Origin of the sequence: Acidiphilium sp. PA (genome assembly GCF_026191915.1) — a bacterium.
Taxonomy (GTDB): domain Bacteria; phylum Pseudomonadota; class Alphaproteobacteria; order Acetobacterales; family Acetobacteraceae; genus Acidiphilium.
On the sequence record NZ_JAIMBY010000001.1, the window covers coordinates 492923 to 509065 of the forward strand.

General features: G+C 64.6%; 14 protein-coding genes. 2 read left to right on the forward strand and 12 right to left on the reverse strand.

Translation table 11 applies throughout. From position 1 onward, the window contains the following. Window positions 1-32: 32 nt before the first annotated feature. The 8 genes from leuB to ffh all read right to left on the reverse strand — a co-directional run bounded on the left by leuB (window position 33) and on the right by ffh (window position 6859). Window positions 33-1145 (reverse strand): 3-isopropylmalate dehydrogenase, encoded by a 1113-nt coding sequence (gene leuB, locus AruPA_RS02335; protein WP_265634719.1) that lies wholly within the window; start codon window positions 1143-1145, stop codon window positions 33-35. 57 nt (window positions 1146-1202) lie between these two features. Beyond that, window positions 1203-1826 (reverse strand): 3-isopropylmalate dehydratase small subunit, encoded by a 624-nt coding sequence (gene leuD / locus AruPA_RS02340; RefSeq protein WP_265634721.1) that lies wholly within the window; start codon window positions 1824-1826, stop codon window positions 1203-1205. After that, window positions 1826-3226: a 3-isopropylmalate dehydratase large subunit gene (leuC, locus tag AruPA_RS02345; protein ID WP_265634722.1), complete on the reverse strand. Its 1401-nt coding sequence runs from the start codon at window positions 3224-3226 to the stop codon at window positions 1826-1828. Before leuC ends, leuD begins: the two co-directional genes overlap by 1 nt. A gap of 230 nt (window positions 3227-3456) precedes the next feature. Continuing rightward, window positions 3457-3831: a 50S ribosomal protein L19 gene (rplS, locus tag AruPA_RS02350; RefSeq protein WP_265634723.1), complete on the reverse strand. Its 375-nt coding sequence runs from the start codon at window positions 3829-3831 to the stop codon at window positions 3457-3459. A gap of 23 nt (window positions 3832-3854) precedes the next feature. Next, window positions 3855-4556, reverse strand: coding sequence for a tRNA (guanosine(37)-N1)-methyltransferase TrmD (trmD, locus tag AruPA_RS02355; RefSeq protein WP_265634725.1), 702 nt, complete (start codon window positions 4554-4556; stop codon window positions 3855-3857). Then, a complete protein-coding gene (gene rimM / locus AruPA_RS02360) occupies window positions 4553-5083 on the reverse strand; it encodes a ribosome maturation factor RimM (RefSeq protein ID WP_265634727.1) in 531 nt (176 codons plus the stop codon). Before rimM ends, trmD begins: the two co-directional genes overlap by 4 nt. Window positions 5084-5086: 3 nt before the next feature. Beyond that, a complete protein-coding gene (gene rpsP / locus AruPA_RS02365) occupies window positions 5087-5431 on the reverse strand; it encodes a 30S ribosomal protein S16 (protein WP_265634729.1) in 345 nt (114 codons plus the stop codon). Window positions 5432-5485: 54 nt separating this feature from the next. Continuing rightward, the gene (gene ffh, locus AruPA_RS02370; protein WP_265634731.1) at window positions 5486-6859 is read right to left on the reverse strand and encodes a signal recognition particle protein; all 1374 of its coding nucleotides are present in this window, start codon (window positions 6857-6859) and stop codon (window positions 5486-5488) included. 184 nt (window positions 6860-7043) lie between these two features. On the opposite strand from ffh, the gene AruPA_RS02375 reads away from it, so the two are divergent. Beyond that, on the forward strand, window positions 7044-10370 hold the full coding sequence (locus AruPA_RS02375) for an EAL domain-containing protein (protein ID WP_265634732.1): 3327 nt from the start codon (window positions 7044-7046) through the stop codon (window positions 10368-10370). 75 nt (window positions 10371-10445) lie between these two features. Then, window positions 10446-11573: an acetoacetate decarboxylase family protein gene (locus AruPA_RS02380; protein ID WP_265634733.1), complete on the forward strand. Its 1128-nt coding sequence runs from the start codon at window positions 10446-10448 to the stop codon at window positions 11571-11573. A gap of 25 nt (window positions 11574-11598) precedes the next feature. On the opposite strand, the gene AruPA_RS02385 is transcribed toward AruPA_RS02380, so the two are convergent. From AruPA_RS02385 to AruPA_RS02400, 4 genes are all read right to left on the reverse strand, one after another. Then, complete coding sequence (locus AruPA_RS02385; RefSeq protein ID WP_265634735.1) at window positions 11599-12267, reverse strand: class II aldolase/adducin family protein; 669 nt, start codon at window positions 12265-12267, stop codon at window positions 11599-11601. Window positions 12268-12300: 33 nt separating this feature from the next. Continuing rightward, window positions 12301-13350, reverse strand: a complete 1050-nt coding sequence (locus AruPA_RS02390; RefSeq protein ID WP_265634737.1) for a 2-hydroxyacid dehydrogenase — start codon at window positions 13348-13350, stop codon at window positions 12301-12303. Continuing rightward, window positions 13343-14905 carry an FGGY-family carbohydrate kinase gene (locus tag AruPA_RS02395; RefSeq protein WP_265634738.1) on the reverse strand — a complete coding sequence of 521 codons (1563 nt, stop codon included), beginning with the start codon at window positions 14903-14905 and terminating at the stop codon, window positions 13343-13345. Before AruPA_RS02395 ends, AruPA_RS02390 begins: the two co-directional genes overlap by 8 nt. Window positions 14906-15124: 219 nt before the next feature. Beyond that, window positions 15125-16138, reverse strand: a complete 1014-nt coding sequence (locus AruPA_RS02400) for a sugar-binding transcriptional regulator (protein ID WP_265634739.1) — start codon at window positions 16136-16138, stop codon at window positions 15125-15127. Window positions 16139-16143: the final 5 nt, after the last annotated feature.

Here is a 16143-nt window from a genome sequence, read left to right on the forward strand (position 1 = left end):
CTGGTTATGCAATTTTTGGATGCGTTCGGCCATCAACCTGCGAGCTTGTCGAGCTCACGGATGACGGCGTCGCCCATTGTGCGGGTGCCGATCTTGGCGGTGCCGGGCTGCAGAATGTCGGCGGTGCGCATGCCGCTGGCCAGTACGCCGGCGACGGCCTGTTCGATCAGTGCGCCGTCTTCATGCATGTCGAATGAGTAGCGCAGCAGCATGGCGAGGCTGAGGATTTGCGCGAGGGGGTTGGCCTGGCCTTTGCCGGCGATGTCCGGCGCGGAGCCGTGGATTGGCTCATACAGGGCATGGCGGCGGCCGCTCGCATCGGGCGCGCCGAGAGTCGCCGAGGGCAGCATGCCGAGAGAGCCGGTGAGCATCGAGGCGAGGTCCGACAGCAGGTCACCAAATAGATTGCTGGTTACGATGACATCGAACTGGCGTGGGTTTTTCGCGAGTTGCATCGCGCAATTGTCGGCGTACATGTGGGAGAGTTCGACATCCGGGTACTCCGCCTTGCCGAGTGCTGCGACGGTCTGACGCCAGAGCAGGCCGCTTTCCATCACATTGGCCTTTTCAACGCTCATGACGCGGCCGGAGCGCGTGCGGGCGAGTTCAAAGGCGACCCGCGCGACGCGGACGATTTCGGGCGTGGTGTAGACCTCGGTGTTGATCCCGCGCTTGCTGCCGTCCGGCAGGGTCTCGATGCCGCGCGGTTCGCCGAAATAGATGCCGCCGGTCGCTTCGCGCACGATCATGAGATTGAGGCCGCGAACGATTTCGGGCTTCAGGGGGCTGGCATCGACCAGCGCATCGAACACCGGGGCGGGGCGCAGGTTGGCAAACAAGCCGAGGCGTTTGCGGAGTTCGAGGATGGCGATTTCGGGGCGATTGGCAAAGCCCTGGTCGTCCCATTGCGGGCCGCCGACCGCGCCGAACAGGACGGCATCGGCTTCCAGTGCGCGCTCGATGACCGGTTCGGTGATCGGCTTGCCATGGACATCGATCGAGGCGCCGCCAACCAGATCCTCGGCGATGTCGAACCGGGCGCGGCCCGTGCGGGCAAGCCAGTCGATCACCCGGTGCGCTTCGACCATGACCTCGGGCCCGATACCGTCGCCAGGCAGGAGGAGCAGTTTTTTGTTGGGGATCATGGGTCGGGGGTCTCCGGGATCAAATTTCTCTACTTTTTTCAGAAAAGTAGGACTTCCTTAAGCTTTGAGGACGATTTTGGGTCGCCAGGGCTCGGCACCCGTCCGCGCCTCGAACGCATCGATTGAAGGAGATTTTTCGAGTGTCAGGCCGATGTCGTCCAGCCCTTCCAACAGGCAGCGCTTGCGAAACGGATCGATCTCAAAGGAGAACGCCTCACCATCCGGACGAGAGACCGTCTGCGCGGCGAGATCGACGATGAACCGGGCGTTGGCACCCGATTCGGCGTCGTCCGTCAGCGCGTCGCATTGCGCCTGGGGCAACACGATCGGCAGGATGCCGTTCTTGAAGCAGTTGTTGAAGAAAATATCGGCGAAACTCGGCGCTATGACGCAACGGATGCCGAAGTCGAGCAAAGCCCATGGGGCGTGTTCACGCGAGGAGCCGCAGCCGAAATTCTCACCCGCGATGAGGATATGTGCGTGGCGATAGGGCGGTTTGTTAAGGACGAAATCGGGATTTTCGCTCCCGTCTGCCTGGTGGCGGAGCCCGGCAAAAGCATGGATGCCGAGGCCGCTGCGCTTGATGGTTTTCAGGAACCGGGCGGGGATGATCTTGTCGGTGTCGACATTGCTCATGCGCAGCGGGGCCGCGATCGCTTCGAGCCGGTCGAACTTGTCCATCACACCATCTCCCGGGCATCGATGAGGGTGCCGGCGACAGCCGCGGCAGCGGCCATGGCCGGTGAGACCAGATGGGTGCGCCCACCCGGGCCCTGGCGACCCTCGAAATTGCGGTTGCTGGTGCTCGCGCAACGCTCGCCGGATTTCAACTTGTCGGGGTTCATGCCGAGGCACATCGAACAGCCGGCTTCGCGCCATTCGAAGCCGGCATCGATGAAGGTCTGCGCGAGACCCTCGGCCTCGGCCTGCGCTTTGACGAGGCCGGAGCCGGGGACGATCATCGCGCGGACATGCGGCGCCACGCGACGGCCGCGCAGGATGCCGGCAGCGGCGCGCAGATCCTCGATCCGCCCGTTGGTGCAGGAGCCGATGAAGACGGCATCGATCCGGGTGCCGGCCAACGCCTGGCCTGGCCGCAGACCCATGTATTCCAGCATGCGTTGCATCTGGCCGCGTTTGCCCTCATCGGGCTCCGCCGCCGGGTCCGGCACATGACCGGTGATCGGCACCACCGTTTCCGGGCTAGTGCCCCAGGTCACCTGCGGCACCAGGGTGCCGGCATCCAAGGTGACCACCTTGTCGTACTGCGCGCCATCATCGGAGGCGAGGGTGCGCCAGTACGCGATCGCGCGATCCAGCGCTTCGCCCTGCGGCGCAAGGGGGCGGCCACGCACATAGTCGAACGTGACCTCGTCCGGCGCGATCAGCCCGGCGCGCGCACCCGCCTCGATCGACATGTTGCACACCGTCATGCGGCCCGCCATGTCGAGCGCACGGATCGCCGCGCCGGCATATTCGATGACATGGCCGGTGCCGCCGGCCGTGCCGATCTGCCCGATCACGGCGAGAATGATGTCCTTGGCCGAACAGCCGACCGGCAATACGCCATCGACCCGCACCAGCATGTTCTTGGCCGGTTTCTGCAACAGCGTCTGCGTGGCTAAAACGTGCTCGACCTCCGACGTGCCGATGCCGAACGCCAGCGCACCCATCGCCCCATGCGTCGATGTATGGGAATCGCCGCATACGATCGTCATGCCCGGCAGCGAAATCCCCTGCTCCGGCCCGATGATATGCACAATGCCCTGACGCGCATCGACCACCGGAATATAGGGCACGCCGAACTCGGCGACATTCCGCTCCAGCGTCGCGACCTGCAACGCCGACTCCGGTTCGGCAATGCCGGCGGCACGATTCTCGGTCGGAATATTATGGTCGGCCACCGCAATCGTCGCATCGACGCGCCGCACCCGACGCCCGGCGAGACGCAATCCCTCGAACGCCTGCGGCGACGTCACCTCATGGACAAGATGCCGGTCGATATACAGCATAGCCGTACCATCCGGCATCACATCAACAACATGCGCCTGCCAAATTTTGTCAAACAACGTCGATGCCATGCGGGTCACTCCGGTGGTTTGAGGTGGGTAAGAAGGCAAGGGGCTCCGCCCCTTGACCCCGCTGGGGCCTTAGGCCCCAGACCCCGCTAGTTTCAGGTGAGAGGGGGCATCAATTCCGTTGCCTTTCAAAGGGCGAAGCATGCCCCCTCTCACCTGAAACTAATGAGGTCCAGGAACTAAGTTCCTGGCGGGGGTCCAGGGGGCAGAGCCCCCTGGCCTTGCAACACGCCTCAAGCCGCCGGTGTTTCCCGCGCGGCTTCGGCGATGCGTGCCGATTTACCGCGGCGGCCGCGGAGGTAGTAGAGTTTCGCGCGGCGGACGTCGCCGCGGCGGGTGACGGCGATTTCGGTGACGTTGGGGGAGTAGAGCGGGAACACGCGCTCGACGCCTTCGCCGTAGGAGATTTTGCGCACGGTGAAGTTGGAGTTGATGCCGCGGTTGGAGCGGGCGATGCAGACGCCTTCGAACGCCTGGATGCGGGTGCGTTCGCCTTCCTTGACGCGGACGGAAACGCGGAGGTTGTCGCCCGGCTGGAAGTTGGGGACGCCGCGCGCTTCGCCGAGTTTGGCGATCTGTTCGGCGTCGATGGTCTGGATGACGTTCATGGGTTGGTCCTTTCGAGGTCTCGTTATGGCCGAGCCGGCTGGCTGGCAATATGGTGCGCCCACAGATCGGGTCTGCGGGTTTTGGTGATGGTTTCCGATCCGGCGCGGCGCCAGGCGGCGATACTTTCGTGGTTGCCCGAAAGCAGGATGTCCGGAACGGTGTGGCCGTTCCAGTCGGCCGGGCGGGTGTAGTGCGGGTATTCGAGCAGCGGGGCGGAGAAGCTTTCGTCTTCGGCGCTTTCGGCCGCACCCATCACGCCGGGCAGCAGGCGGATGGTGGCGTCGAGCAGGGCGAGGGCAGCGATTTCGCCGCCGGCGAGAACGTAGTCGCCGATGCTGATTTCCTCGGCGTTGCGGGCATCGAGGACGCGCTGATCGAAGCCTTCGTAGCGGCCGCAGAGCAGGATGACGCCCGGCGCTGCGGCGAGTGTTTTCACGCGGGCTTGTGTGAGTGGCCGGCCGCGCGGGGTCAGGGCGATCAGGGGGCGATCGTCCGTGACCGAGGCGATGGCGGCGTCGAGCACGTCGGGCCGCAGGACCATGCCGGCGCCCCCGCCGAACGGCGTATCGTCCACCGCGCGGTGACGGCCTTGGCCGAAATCGCGGATGTTGACGCAATCAAGCGACCAGATGGCTTCACGGAGCGCGCGACCGGCGAGGGAATGGCCGAGTGGTCCGGGAAACATCTCGGGGAACAGGGTAAGGATGGTGGCCCGGAAGCTCATTCCTGCACCGCGCTCTGGCCGGGAATTTCGCCGGCGACCTCGACCGGGGGCACGACGATCGCGCGTTTTGCAGCAAGGTCGATTTCGGGCACCACGGCGCGGGTGAATGGGAGCAGCGAGCCATCATCAAGCTCGATGCTCGCGCCCGCGCCGTAGTCGTGCACGGCGGTGATGGTCCCGTGGATCGTGCCGTCGGCGCCGATCGCGGCGAGCCCGATCAGGTCGGCGAGATAGTACTCGTCATCATCGGCCGGGGGCAGCGCGCTGCGTTCGACGAATAACTGCAGGTTGACCAGCTTCGCCGCGGCATCGCGGTCCGCCACGACGCGCTTGCCCGTGGGTTCGTGCAGGGTGATGCGGGCAACACCTTCGGTGATCCAGGCGAGATCGATGGTGCGGCCGCGCTGATCGCGCAGGGCGAAATCGGCCAGCGACGCGGGGTTTGCGGTGTAGGCGTGCACATGCACTGCCCCCCGCACCCCGTGCGGCTTGCCGATGACGCCCATCAGGATCAGCGACTGATCCATTGATCAGGCCGCGGCGGCTTTCGCGCGCTCGGCGGCACGTTCCTGGGCCTTCTTTTTCGGCGCCGCCTGGATCGGCTGATCGCGGTAGACGGGCATCGGCGCAAGGCCGGCCTTGCCGAGGAACTTGGCAACACGATCGGTCGCCTGAGCGCCCTGGCTCAGCCAGTGGGTGACACGCTCGTTGACCAGGCGCACGCGGTCTTCGTGCTCGGCGGGCAGCATCGGGTTGTAGCTGCCCAGGCGCTCGATGAACTTACCATCACGCGGGCTGCGCGCATCGGCCACCACGATGTGGTAGAACGGGCGCTTTTTCGCGCCCGCGCGGGCCAGTCTGATCTTCAACGACATTGTGTATAACTCTCCAAAGTAAACAAAAACCTAACTCCCGGACGATGGGACTTATTAAAACGGACGCCGACCGCCGCCTTGCGGCATCAGCGCCGCCAGACCGCCGCGCGCCAGACCTTTCTGGCCCAGTTTCGAGGCGCGCTTCATCATGTCCTTCATCATGTCAAACTGCTTCAGCAGACGATTGACTTCCTGCACCGAGGTGCCCGATCCGGCGGCGACGCGCTTTTTGCGGCTGGCCTTCATGATGTCGGGATTGGCGCGCTCGGCCTTGGTCATCGACGAGATGATGGCGCCCTGACGTTTCAGGATCGAGGTATCGAGATCCGCATCCGCCAGCTGCTGCTTGATCTTGCCGACACCCGGCAACATGCCCATGATGCCGGAGAGCGAGCCCATTTTGGTGATCTGCTTAAGCTGCTCGCCGTAATCTTCGAGATCGAACTTGCCTTTCGCCATTTTTTTGGCGAGTTTTTCGGCATTGGCCTGATCGACGTTTTCCGATGCTTTCTCGACCAGCGAGACGATATCGCCCATGCCCAGGATGCGGCTGGCGATGCGTTCGGGGTGGAACTGCTCGAGTGCGTCGAGCTTTTCGCCCATGCCCATCAATTTGATCGGCGCACCGGTGATCGCGCGCATCGACAGGGCGGCGCCACCGCGGGCATCGCCGTCGAGCCGGGTCATGACGATGCCGGTGATGCTCACGGCTTCGTTGAAGGCGGTTGCGGTGGCAACAGCGTCCTGCCCGGTCATCGCATCGACCACCAGCAAGGTCTCGGCAGGATCGGTGGCGGCACGGATGGATTTGACCTCGTCCATCAGCGCTTCGTCGATCGAGAGGCGGCCGGCGGTATCGAGGATGACGACGTCGAAGACTTCGCGCCGGCCGGTATCCATGGCGCGGCGGGCGATCTGCACCGGGGTTTCGCCGGCGATGATCGGCAGCGAGGCAACGCCGGCGCGCTCGGCCAGCTGGGCGAGCTGCAATTGGGCAGCCGGGCGCTGGGTGTCGAGGCTGGCGAGCAGCACCTTCTTGCGCTGCTTGTCCTTCAGATAAAGGGCGATCTTGCCGGAGGTCGTGGTCTTGCCGGAGCCCTGCAGACCGACCATCAGGAACGGGATCGGCGCGGCGGCGTTGAGGTTGAGGGGCACCACGCCTTCGCCGCCGAGAGCCTCGACCAGAGCGTCATTGACGATTTTGACGACCTGCTGGCCGGGTGAGACGGCGCGGAGCACCTCCGCACCCACAGCCTGGAGACGCACTTTCGCGATGAAGTCACGCACGACCGGCAACGCGACGTCCGCCTCGAGCAAAGCGAGGCGAATATCGCGCATCGCCTCGATCACGTCGGTTTCGGACAGGGCGCCACGCCGGCGTAACCGGTCGAATACATCGCCTAGCTTGCCCGAGAGGGCGTCGAACATCGGTCTCTCCTGCCCTCGATTCGGGCACAACAAAAAAGGCGCCGCGGTGCGAGACTCGCAGCGCGACGGATCGAAGTCAGACCTATGACGGAAATGCGTTAAAAAGACAAGCGCCCAAAATACAACCGTTCTGCCGTCATAATTATTTTTGCAATGGTGTAGTATTTGAGATATGTCGACCGTTATGAGTAATGTCGTGCACAACCTTGACACGAGTGAGCCGCAGCGCCTGGCAGCGGTGAGACGCTATAGTGGTGCTGATGTCGGACCTGATCAGCTATTCGATCGGTTCACGAAGCTGGCCGCCGCAATGTTCGAGATGCCGATCGCGTTAATTTCATTGGTCGGTCAGGACGTCGTGCAGTTCAAGTCGAGTTACGGCGCCGATGTGACCGACTTGCCACGCCGGAACAAATTATGCGACGCGGTGACCAACCGCGGGATGGCGGTGGTGTTGCATGACGCATTGAACGATCCGCTGGCAAATGACAGCCGGATGGTGCAAACGCTTGGCATTCGGTTTTATGCGGGCGCACCTTTAAAGACAGATGATGGCCTGACGCTTGGTGCGTTTGCGCTTGCTGACCGGGTTTTGCGACCTGATTTCGATGATCAGAAGATCGCGATGCTGGGCGAACTCGCGCGTTCGGTGGTTGCGGAACTCGAGTTGCGCCGAAGGTTGACGGAAAAGCGCAGCATGATTGCCGAATTGTCGTTGCGACAGGAAATTGCGGAGATAACGGCAAGTGCCCCCAGTCTGACGGACGCACTCGATACGTTGCTGGCGCATGTCGGCCGCCGATTGGGCGCGACCTATTGTGCGGTCAGCGAGGGCGATCCGCAGACGATGACGTATCGGGTAATGGCAAGTCACGCCGATTTGCCCGAGATTGCCGCCATCCTGGGCCAGGAGCGGCGGACCGCGTGGCGGCCGCTGGGAGAATTATCATGCGCCGCCGCCCTGAGCGAGCAGGTCGCGGTCGACTCCGGACCGGTCCTGGTTCCTGAACAGGTCAGTGATTATCCGGCGCTTGCCTTCGCCGTCAGCTGCGGTACGCGCCGGCAGATCACGATGCCGATTGCAACGGACCACCGGCGGTTTGCCCTTACAATCGGATTTCGTGAACCGGAGTTGAGCGGCACGTTTCGGGCGACTTGCGCCGATCTGGTGCAATGGATCACACCCCTCCTTCAGGGCCGGTTGCGTGAGGACGCGCTGGCCCGTGCCAATGCTTTGCTCTCGCGGAGTAACCGCGCCCTGCAAACGGTTCAAGCCAGCCGGGAGGCCGTTGCTCGAGCGACCGATGAAGCAGCGCTAACCCAGGCAATCTGCGATATTGCGGTCAAGCTCGGCCGTTACAGCGCCGCGTGGGTCGGTATGGCGGAAACCGATGAGGGGCGCACACTTCGCCCGGTCGCGATGGCGGGGCACGGAATCGACCGGATTTTCGACGTTCATATTTCCTGGGGCGACAATGTTCACGGTCGGGGACCGTCCGGCACGGCCGTGCGTGAGGCGCGAGCGGTTGTGATCGACGACGTGATGCACACCGCCGCGCTCAGCGTGTGGCACGACGATGCCGATCTGGAGGGACATGTATCAGCGGTTGCTCTGCCGCTGTGCGACGAAACGGGGGCGAGTTTCGGCTGCCTCACGTTGCTTGCGACCGATCGGGCGGCGAGCGTGCTGCCAGGAGATGAAAGTTTCGACGGCAAGGAGATCCGGTTACTGAGCCAGCTCGCCGGTGACCTGGCTTACGGACTCTGCGCATTACGAATGCGCCGTGCCCGGGATGCTGCCCTCGTCGGTCGGCGCGATACCGAACAGCGGTTGACCCGACTGCTCGAAGCCAGCCAGACCCTGGTCTATGCGTTGGAGCGTCCGAACGGCACGAGCGATTCCATGCTGTGGCGCGTGACGGACTTCAGCGCCAACATAGAGCGTTTGTTTGGGTATGGTCCGGCGGCGGTCCGGGCACCGAACTGGTGGATAGACCATGTACACCCCGAGGATCGTGATGCCGCGATAAGGGCCGTGCAGCGGTTGCTGGCGACCGGGCGAATTGTGCATCGGTACCGGTTCGCGCGGTCGGACGGCGTTTATCGGTGGGTGCGTGACGAGGCTTCCGTCGTGATCGGTTCCGACGGTTGTCCCGACCAGATCGTCGGCGCGTGGGTCGACATTACCGAGAAGCATCAGGCGGACGCAGCGATTGAGCGCCTGGCCTATTACGACGCGCTGACGAACTTGCCCAACAAGGCGTTGTTGCTGTCACATCTGGCGCAGTTTCTGGTACGGGCCCGCCAGTCCGGCATGCACAGTGCGTTGATGGTCCTCGATCTGAACGGGTTTGAGGCGATCAATGATCTCCACGGGCATGCCACCGGCGATGCCGTGTTGCGGCAGATCGGTCGGCGATTGCCGGCCGTGGTACGCAAGGGTGATATCGTGGCACGGGTTGGCGATGATAAATTCGCGATCCTTCTGGCCGGGCTGGATGAGACACAGCCCCGGGCCGCCGCGATCGGGAAACGGATTGCCGAGAAGGTGCTGGCGACCCTCGCCCAGCCGATTCATGCGGTCGGGCACGAGTGCCGTGTCAGTGCCAACATCGGCATCGCGATGTTCCCGGACGGGGCCCATGCCATCGAGGACATTATGCGCCAGGCGGACATGGCGGTACGTCAGGCCAAGGCGGGCGATCGGACGCCGATCGTCTATTTCGAGACGCGGATGCAGGCGCGCGTTGCCGAGCGGCATCTGATCGAAGTCGCGCTGCGGGATGCATTGATCCACGATCGGTTCGAGGTGTGGTTGCAGTCGCAGGTTGATCAACATGGTCATATTACCGGTGCCGAAGCGCTGATCCGATTGCGCCGACCGGATGGCGTGTTGGTGTCGCCCGACAATTTCATCGCTATCGCCGAGGAAACCGGCATGGTGTTCGCGATGGGACGCTGGATGCTGCGTTCGGTGTGCCGCATCCTTGCCGAGCAGGCGGCGCGGGGACGGCGGCTGCGCGTGTCGATCAACGTCAGCCCACGGCAGTTCCATGATCCTGATTTCATCGCCGATATCGAAGCGGCACTGATCGAGGCCGGGGCCGATGCGCAAGATTTGATGATCGAAATTACCGAGAGCCTGCTGATCGACCGCATCGATGAGACCAGGGCGCTGCTCGATGCGCTGGCTGCGCGCGGCATACGGTTTTCGGTCGACGATTTTGGAGCCGGGTATTCGAGTCTCGGGTATCTGCAGAATCTGCCGATCGCGGAGATCAAGATCGACCGCAGCTTCATCCAGCGCCTTCCTGATAATCCGCGCGATGCGACACTGGCCGAGGCAATTCTGTCCATGACGCGGCATCTCGGTCTGACGACGGTGGCGGAAGGGGTCGAGACCGAGGCGCAGGCGGCGTTTCTGCGGGCGCGCGACTGCGACATGATGCAGGGCTATCTGTTCGGCCGGCCGGAACCGGCGGCGGCCTGGTTGCGCGGTTGGGGCGGTTGACAGCGACCCGGCGGATCAGGGACGATCAGACGGCACCGTAACGGATCATCCGACGATGCGTGCCAAGGAGCCCCGATGCCGGACAAGCGCCCGCCTGTGATGCGCCGCCCGCGGTTCACCACGCTCGATCTGTTCCGGTTGATGGATAGCTACGTCCGGGCGGGCGAGGAGATGGTCGGCCGGCCTTGGCGGTTGACCGCCGATGCGGCGCGGCGCTCGGCCTCGCTGGTCGAGCAGGGGTTGCTGGGACCGTGGAGTGCCGCGACCGTGCTGCAGGGGTTGGGTCGCGAGTACTTTAATCTGCTGGCTAATCTCGCGACGGCGGTGCCGACCGCGATTGAGAACATCGCGAACCGGCTGGACAATCCGCCGGCCGGTCTGCTGAGTGATTACCAGGTGCCGATCGCGGGAGCCGATCCCGAGGAGATCGGTACGATGTTCGAGGTCGGGCCGGCAGGGGATGTGCCGTTCACGCTGCCGGCGCGGGTGATCGATGCGTCGCAAGGCTGGGCGGCGTGGTACGTCGATCGGGCGGCGATTGCCGGGTTGCTCGATCCGGCGACGGCCGCGGCGTTCGAACCGCTCGATTGCGGCCGCGGGCGGAGCATGGTGACGCTGCTGGCGATCGATTTCCGGGTCAGCGATTTCGGGCGGTATCGCGAAATACAGCTTGCCGTGAGCCTGACGCCACGCGAATCGGCCGCCGAGCCTGGGGCGTTTTATGTGCGGATCATTGTAAGCGACGGATTTTCGGTTGAACCGGGTTGGCGGGCCTGGGGTTTTGCCAAGGATGTGTTCACCGACCTGCCGGTGCGCTACCGCGCGGATCATGCCGTGTTTCACACCGGCGACGACCGGCCGGGCGATTTTGCCCTGCGGTTGCCACGGTTTGGCTCGGGGCGTTCGCTCGATGTTCCGGTGGTGATCTACAGTGTGCGCGCGCCCGATGCGTCCGATGCGATCGCGGGGCCGGTACGGATCGTGCTGAACCGCAGCGGCAGCGGCGAAGCGACGCAGATTGGCGGGTCGATCGGGTTGCGGCTCGGCGATCCGGAGGGTGGACGGTGTTTCTGCAGCGCGCCCGGCGTCGCTTGCCTATGCGACACGCTGCGGCGGCTGGGGCTCGATCGGACGCTTCCGGCGGCGAACGGCTGGACCGAGCGGATGACCGGGCAACTGGAGGCACCCTGCCCGCTGGGCTGATGGCAAGGCGATCATCGCCTGGAACTCATGCGGCACTCGCCGGGGCGTCGTCCTGGATGCCGTAGCCGGCGAATTGATCGAGTGTCGCGTCGATTTCAGCGGCGGACAGGATATGCGGCTGGCCGAGCAGCAGCGCATAGTAATACTGCCGGGCGATGGTTTCGAGCTCGACCGCCCGCCACATCGCCTTGTCGAGCGTTTCACCCAGGGCGATCATGCCGTGGTTGGCAAGCAGGCAGCCCATGCGGTCCTGCAGGGCCGCGAGGGCGTACTCAGAGAGTTCCTTGGTGCCGAATGTCGCATAGGGCGCGCAACGGATATCGGTGCTGCCGAAGGCGGCGACCATGTAGTGACACGCCTCGATCGGTTTGCGCGCAATTGCGAGCGTGGTCGCGAACGTGGGGTGGCTATGGACGATGGCGTGAACATCGGGCCGGGCGCGCAGGATATCGAGATGAAAGCGCCACTCGGTGGACGGTTTTTTCGGGCCGGTCCAGCTGCCGTAATCGCCATCGATCGGCATGGCGGCCACCATGTCGGGCCCGATCAGGTGGTAGGGCGTCGCGGATGGCGAGATCAGCATGGTATCGCCATGGCGGATGCTGATGTTGCCCGAGGTGCCCTGGTTGATGCCGAGTGCGTTCATTTGCTGGCAGGCGTGGATCAGGGATTTGCGCAGGTCGAGTTCAGTCATATGGGGTCACCTTGGATTGGGGGGTGCGGTTGGTCAGCACGGGTTGAGGGGTGGTTCGCCGGCGAGGAAACGGCGGAGTTCCTCGGCGGCGGCGGCGGCGGCGATGGTGACGGTCTTGACCGACGCGCCGGCGATATGCGGCGTAATGGTTACGTTCGGCAGGCTCAGCAACGGCCAGTCCGGCGGGACCGGTTCGACCGCAAAGGTATCGAGCGCGGCGCCGGCGAGGTGATGGTCGCGCAGCGCGGCGGTGAGCGCCGGATAATCGACCAGCGGGCCGCGCGCGGTGTTGATGAGATAGGCACCGCGCCGCATCGCGCCGATGCGCTGCGCGTTCATCAATCCCGTGGTCTCGGCGGTGACGCGGGCGTGCAGCGTGACGACATCGGCTTCGGCGAGCAGGGTTTCGAGCGTGGCGGGGCTGACGCCGTCGGCAATATCCGCCGGATCGAGCGGCACGTAGGGATCGTGCACCAGGATGCGGCAGCCAAAGGGCTTGAGCAGGCGCACGACACGCGTGCCGATCTGGCCGTAGCCAATCACGCCGACGGTCATTTCGGACAGTTCGCGGCCGGTGCGATCGGCGCGGTACAGATCGCCCCGCCAGTCCTGCCGGCGCAGACTGTCGTGGCCGGCGCCGATCAGGCGGGTTTGCGAGAGGATGGCGCCGATGGTGAATTCAGCGACCGCGCCGGCATTGCGGCCGGGGGTGTTGACCACGCGGATCTGGCGCAGCCGGGCAGCCTGCATATCGATATTGACCGGGCCGCCGCGCGATACCGCAATCAGGCGCAGCCGTGGCATCCGTTCCAGCATCTGCGCCGAGACCGGGGCGAGATGGGTGACCAGGATTTCCGCGTCGCCGACGAAACCGGTGATCTCTGCGGGATCGCCCTGGTATTCCTTCAACCCGTCCATGCCCGGCGTGGCATAGCCATGCTCCATGGGCAGATCGGGCCAGGGCAGCGTCATCGAGCGCAGCGCCACCGCATCACCGCAGGCGGCGCGGATGGCCCGCTCGAACGCGGCCGGGCGCATGAAATGATCGCCGATCACCGCGCAGTCACGCGCCGTGTTATCCATGCCGCGTCTCCGTGAAACGGGCGAACTGGTGCCAGAACGGCGGCGCAGCGTCACGGGCGGCCTGATAGATGGGCAGCAGCGGAGCGTAATGCTCGGCGAGCGCGAGATCGGGCGGTTCGGGCGCGCCGAGCAGCGGGGCGACCCAGGCGCGGGCGCAATCATCCATGCTGGGCGCGATGCCGAGCGAGACGGCGGCGATCATGGCCGCACCCAACGCACCGCTGCCGTGTTCCTTGATGATCCGCACCGGACGGTTGAGCATCGCGGCAAAGATCCGCCGCATTGCAACCGACCGTGAGGCGCCGCCGGTGATGCTGATCATGTCAGGCGTGCCACCGATCGCGGCGTAGCAATCGGCCGCCGCGAGGGCGAGACCTTCATAGATCGTGCGCATCAGTCCCGGCAGGTCGAGGCTGCGGTCGATGCCGGCGAGGCTGGCGCGAGCGTTTGAATTGGTGAACGGCCCGCGTTCGCCCGCCGCGGAGATGTAGGGGTGATAGACGGCGCGCGCCGGCGGCGCGGCGAGCACCTGTTCGTCGAGGGCGCGCAGCATGGCGCCGTGATCGGACGGGTGGCCGGCGAGTTGGACCGCCTGATCGGCGATACCAACCAGCCAGTCGATGTTGAGCGTGGCGGCGAGGGTCGATTGCAGCAGCGCGGTCTTGCCCCTGACCGGAAACACCATGCGGTAGCCGCTGAGCGGTGCGCCGGCCGCGCGTTCGAACTCATCGTCGGCGAGGCGGATGTTCATGCCGGTGCTGCCGATGATGGAGGTGCCGCAGTCGGCGCCCGTCCCATAGATCCCCGCGCCCAGCGCGCTGCACAGCACATCGACATAGCCGAGCACCACCGGTGTGCCGGCCTCGAGGCCGAGCGTTGCGGCGACGGCAGGCGTGAGTGGGTGCTGCGTCGTCATGCCATCGATGATCGGCGGTAGCAGATGGCGACAGGATTCAAGCGCATAGCCGGCGATCGTGACCGGCGAATAGGCACGCGTGCGCCACGATCCGAAGGTGAAGCACGCCTCGGACGGATCGGTTGCGCGGACACCCGTGAGGTTGAAATAAATCCAGTCCTTGCAGTGGAACGCGGTGGTGGCGCGGGCGAGCTGGTCAGGGCGGTTGGCGGCCAGCCACAGCAATTGGCCGGCCTGCTGGCAGGCCGCCGGGCCGGTGCCGGATTCGGCGAAGATCGCAAGGCCGGCATCGCTCGCGCGGATGCGCTCGATGATCGGGCCGGCCCGGCCATCGAGCCAGAGCAGAGCGGGGCCGACCGGAGTGCCCGCGGCATCGATCAGCCAGGTGCCGTCGCCCTGGCCGGTGATGGCGAGGCCGGCGACGGGTGCACCATCGAGGCGGGCGACCAGGGCGGCAATGGTTGCCGCTGCATCGTCCCAGGTTTGCACCATGTCCTGCTCGGCGAGCCCGCCCGGTGCTTCGCGATAGCGGTTGGGCCGGCTTTCGATTGCGATCGGCTGGCCGGCCAGATTGAAGGCGACCGCCTTGAGCATGGAGGTGCCGGCATCGAGAGCGATGATGCAAGGTTGGATGGTCATGCGATGGCTCCGTGAACAGTTTGGACAGCGCGAGGGTGATCGCCCGGAGCCCCATCAGGATCGCCGGCCGGATTGCCAAGTCTGTTAAACGCCGAGTATGCCCGCGCGTTTCGCGAAATTGCAGCGTGATAGACCGCGCGCCATGCAATCTTCGGCCAGATCTTCGATGTTTCGGATCATTGTTGCCTCCGGTTTATTTGTTGCTATAAACGTACGATATTACAAGGCGGCCCTCACCTTGGGCGTTCGGGCGGCTTTCAGTCGGGCCAGCCGGATGGCCGTATCTTCGTCGGTGATCAGCGCCGTCGCGAGGCCGGCGTTCAGGACGGCGTGGATTGCCCCTACCTTGTCACGCCCACCGGCGATCGCCAGAACTTCGCGGCCGCGCATCACTTCAGGGTCAAGCGCGATGACCCGATCGTGCAGCTCGGTTTCAACCCGCTGGCCGGCTTCATTGAAGAAGCAGCCGAGCAGTTCGGCAACGGCACCATCGCGCCGGGCCGTTGCGAATTCTTCGGGCAGAACCATGCCGCTCATACCGAGGAAGGCGGTGGGTTTGACGTCGCCGACGCCGACGATGAACAGGGTTGCCTGTGCGGCCAGTTGAAATGCCTCGACCACGCCGCGCTGGCGGAACAGCATCTCGCGATCGGAGATCGAGTTAGCGTAGAATGGCACCGGCGGCAGATAGGCTGCGGCACCGGTTTTGTCGGCAAGCGCATGAATGACGTCGAACGGGTTGGCCCCGGCCCGGCGCGGCACATCGCCGAGGGCTGAAACCACGGTGAGATCGGGATAGGATCCGGGCGTCAGATGATCGATCGATGCGGCGATGCTGCGGCCATGGCCGATCCCGATGATGCTGTGGCGACCTTGTTCGAACGCATCCGTCAGATAATCCGCACCGGCGCGGCCGAGCGATGAGAACAGCGTTCTACCCTCCGGCGGCGCGGGGACGACGCGGCAGAAATTGAGCGTGAACTTGTTCACAATCTGCTGTTCGAGGCCGACACAACTGGCTAACGCGCCGCTGATCGAAATACGGACGATGCCATCCTGCACGGCGCGGGCAATCAGGCGTTGGACGCGGGTTTGCGGCAAGCCCAGCCTTGCAGCGATTTCAACCTGGGTCAGCGATGATTCGTAATAGAGCCACGCGACACGGGTTGCGAGTTCGATATCATCCTGTCCAAGACGCCTGCTGGAACGCACGGCCACCGTTTCCGCAATCATTGAAT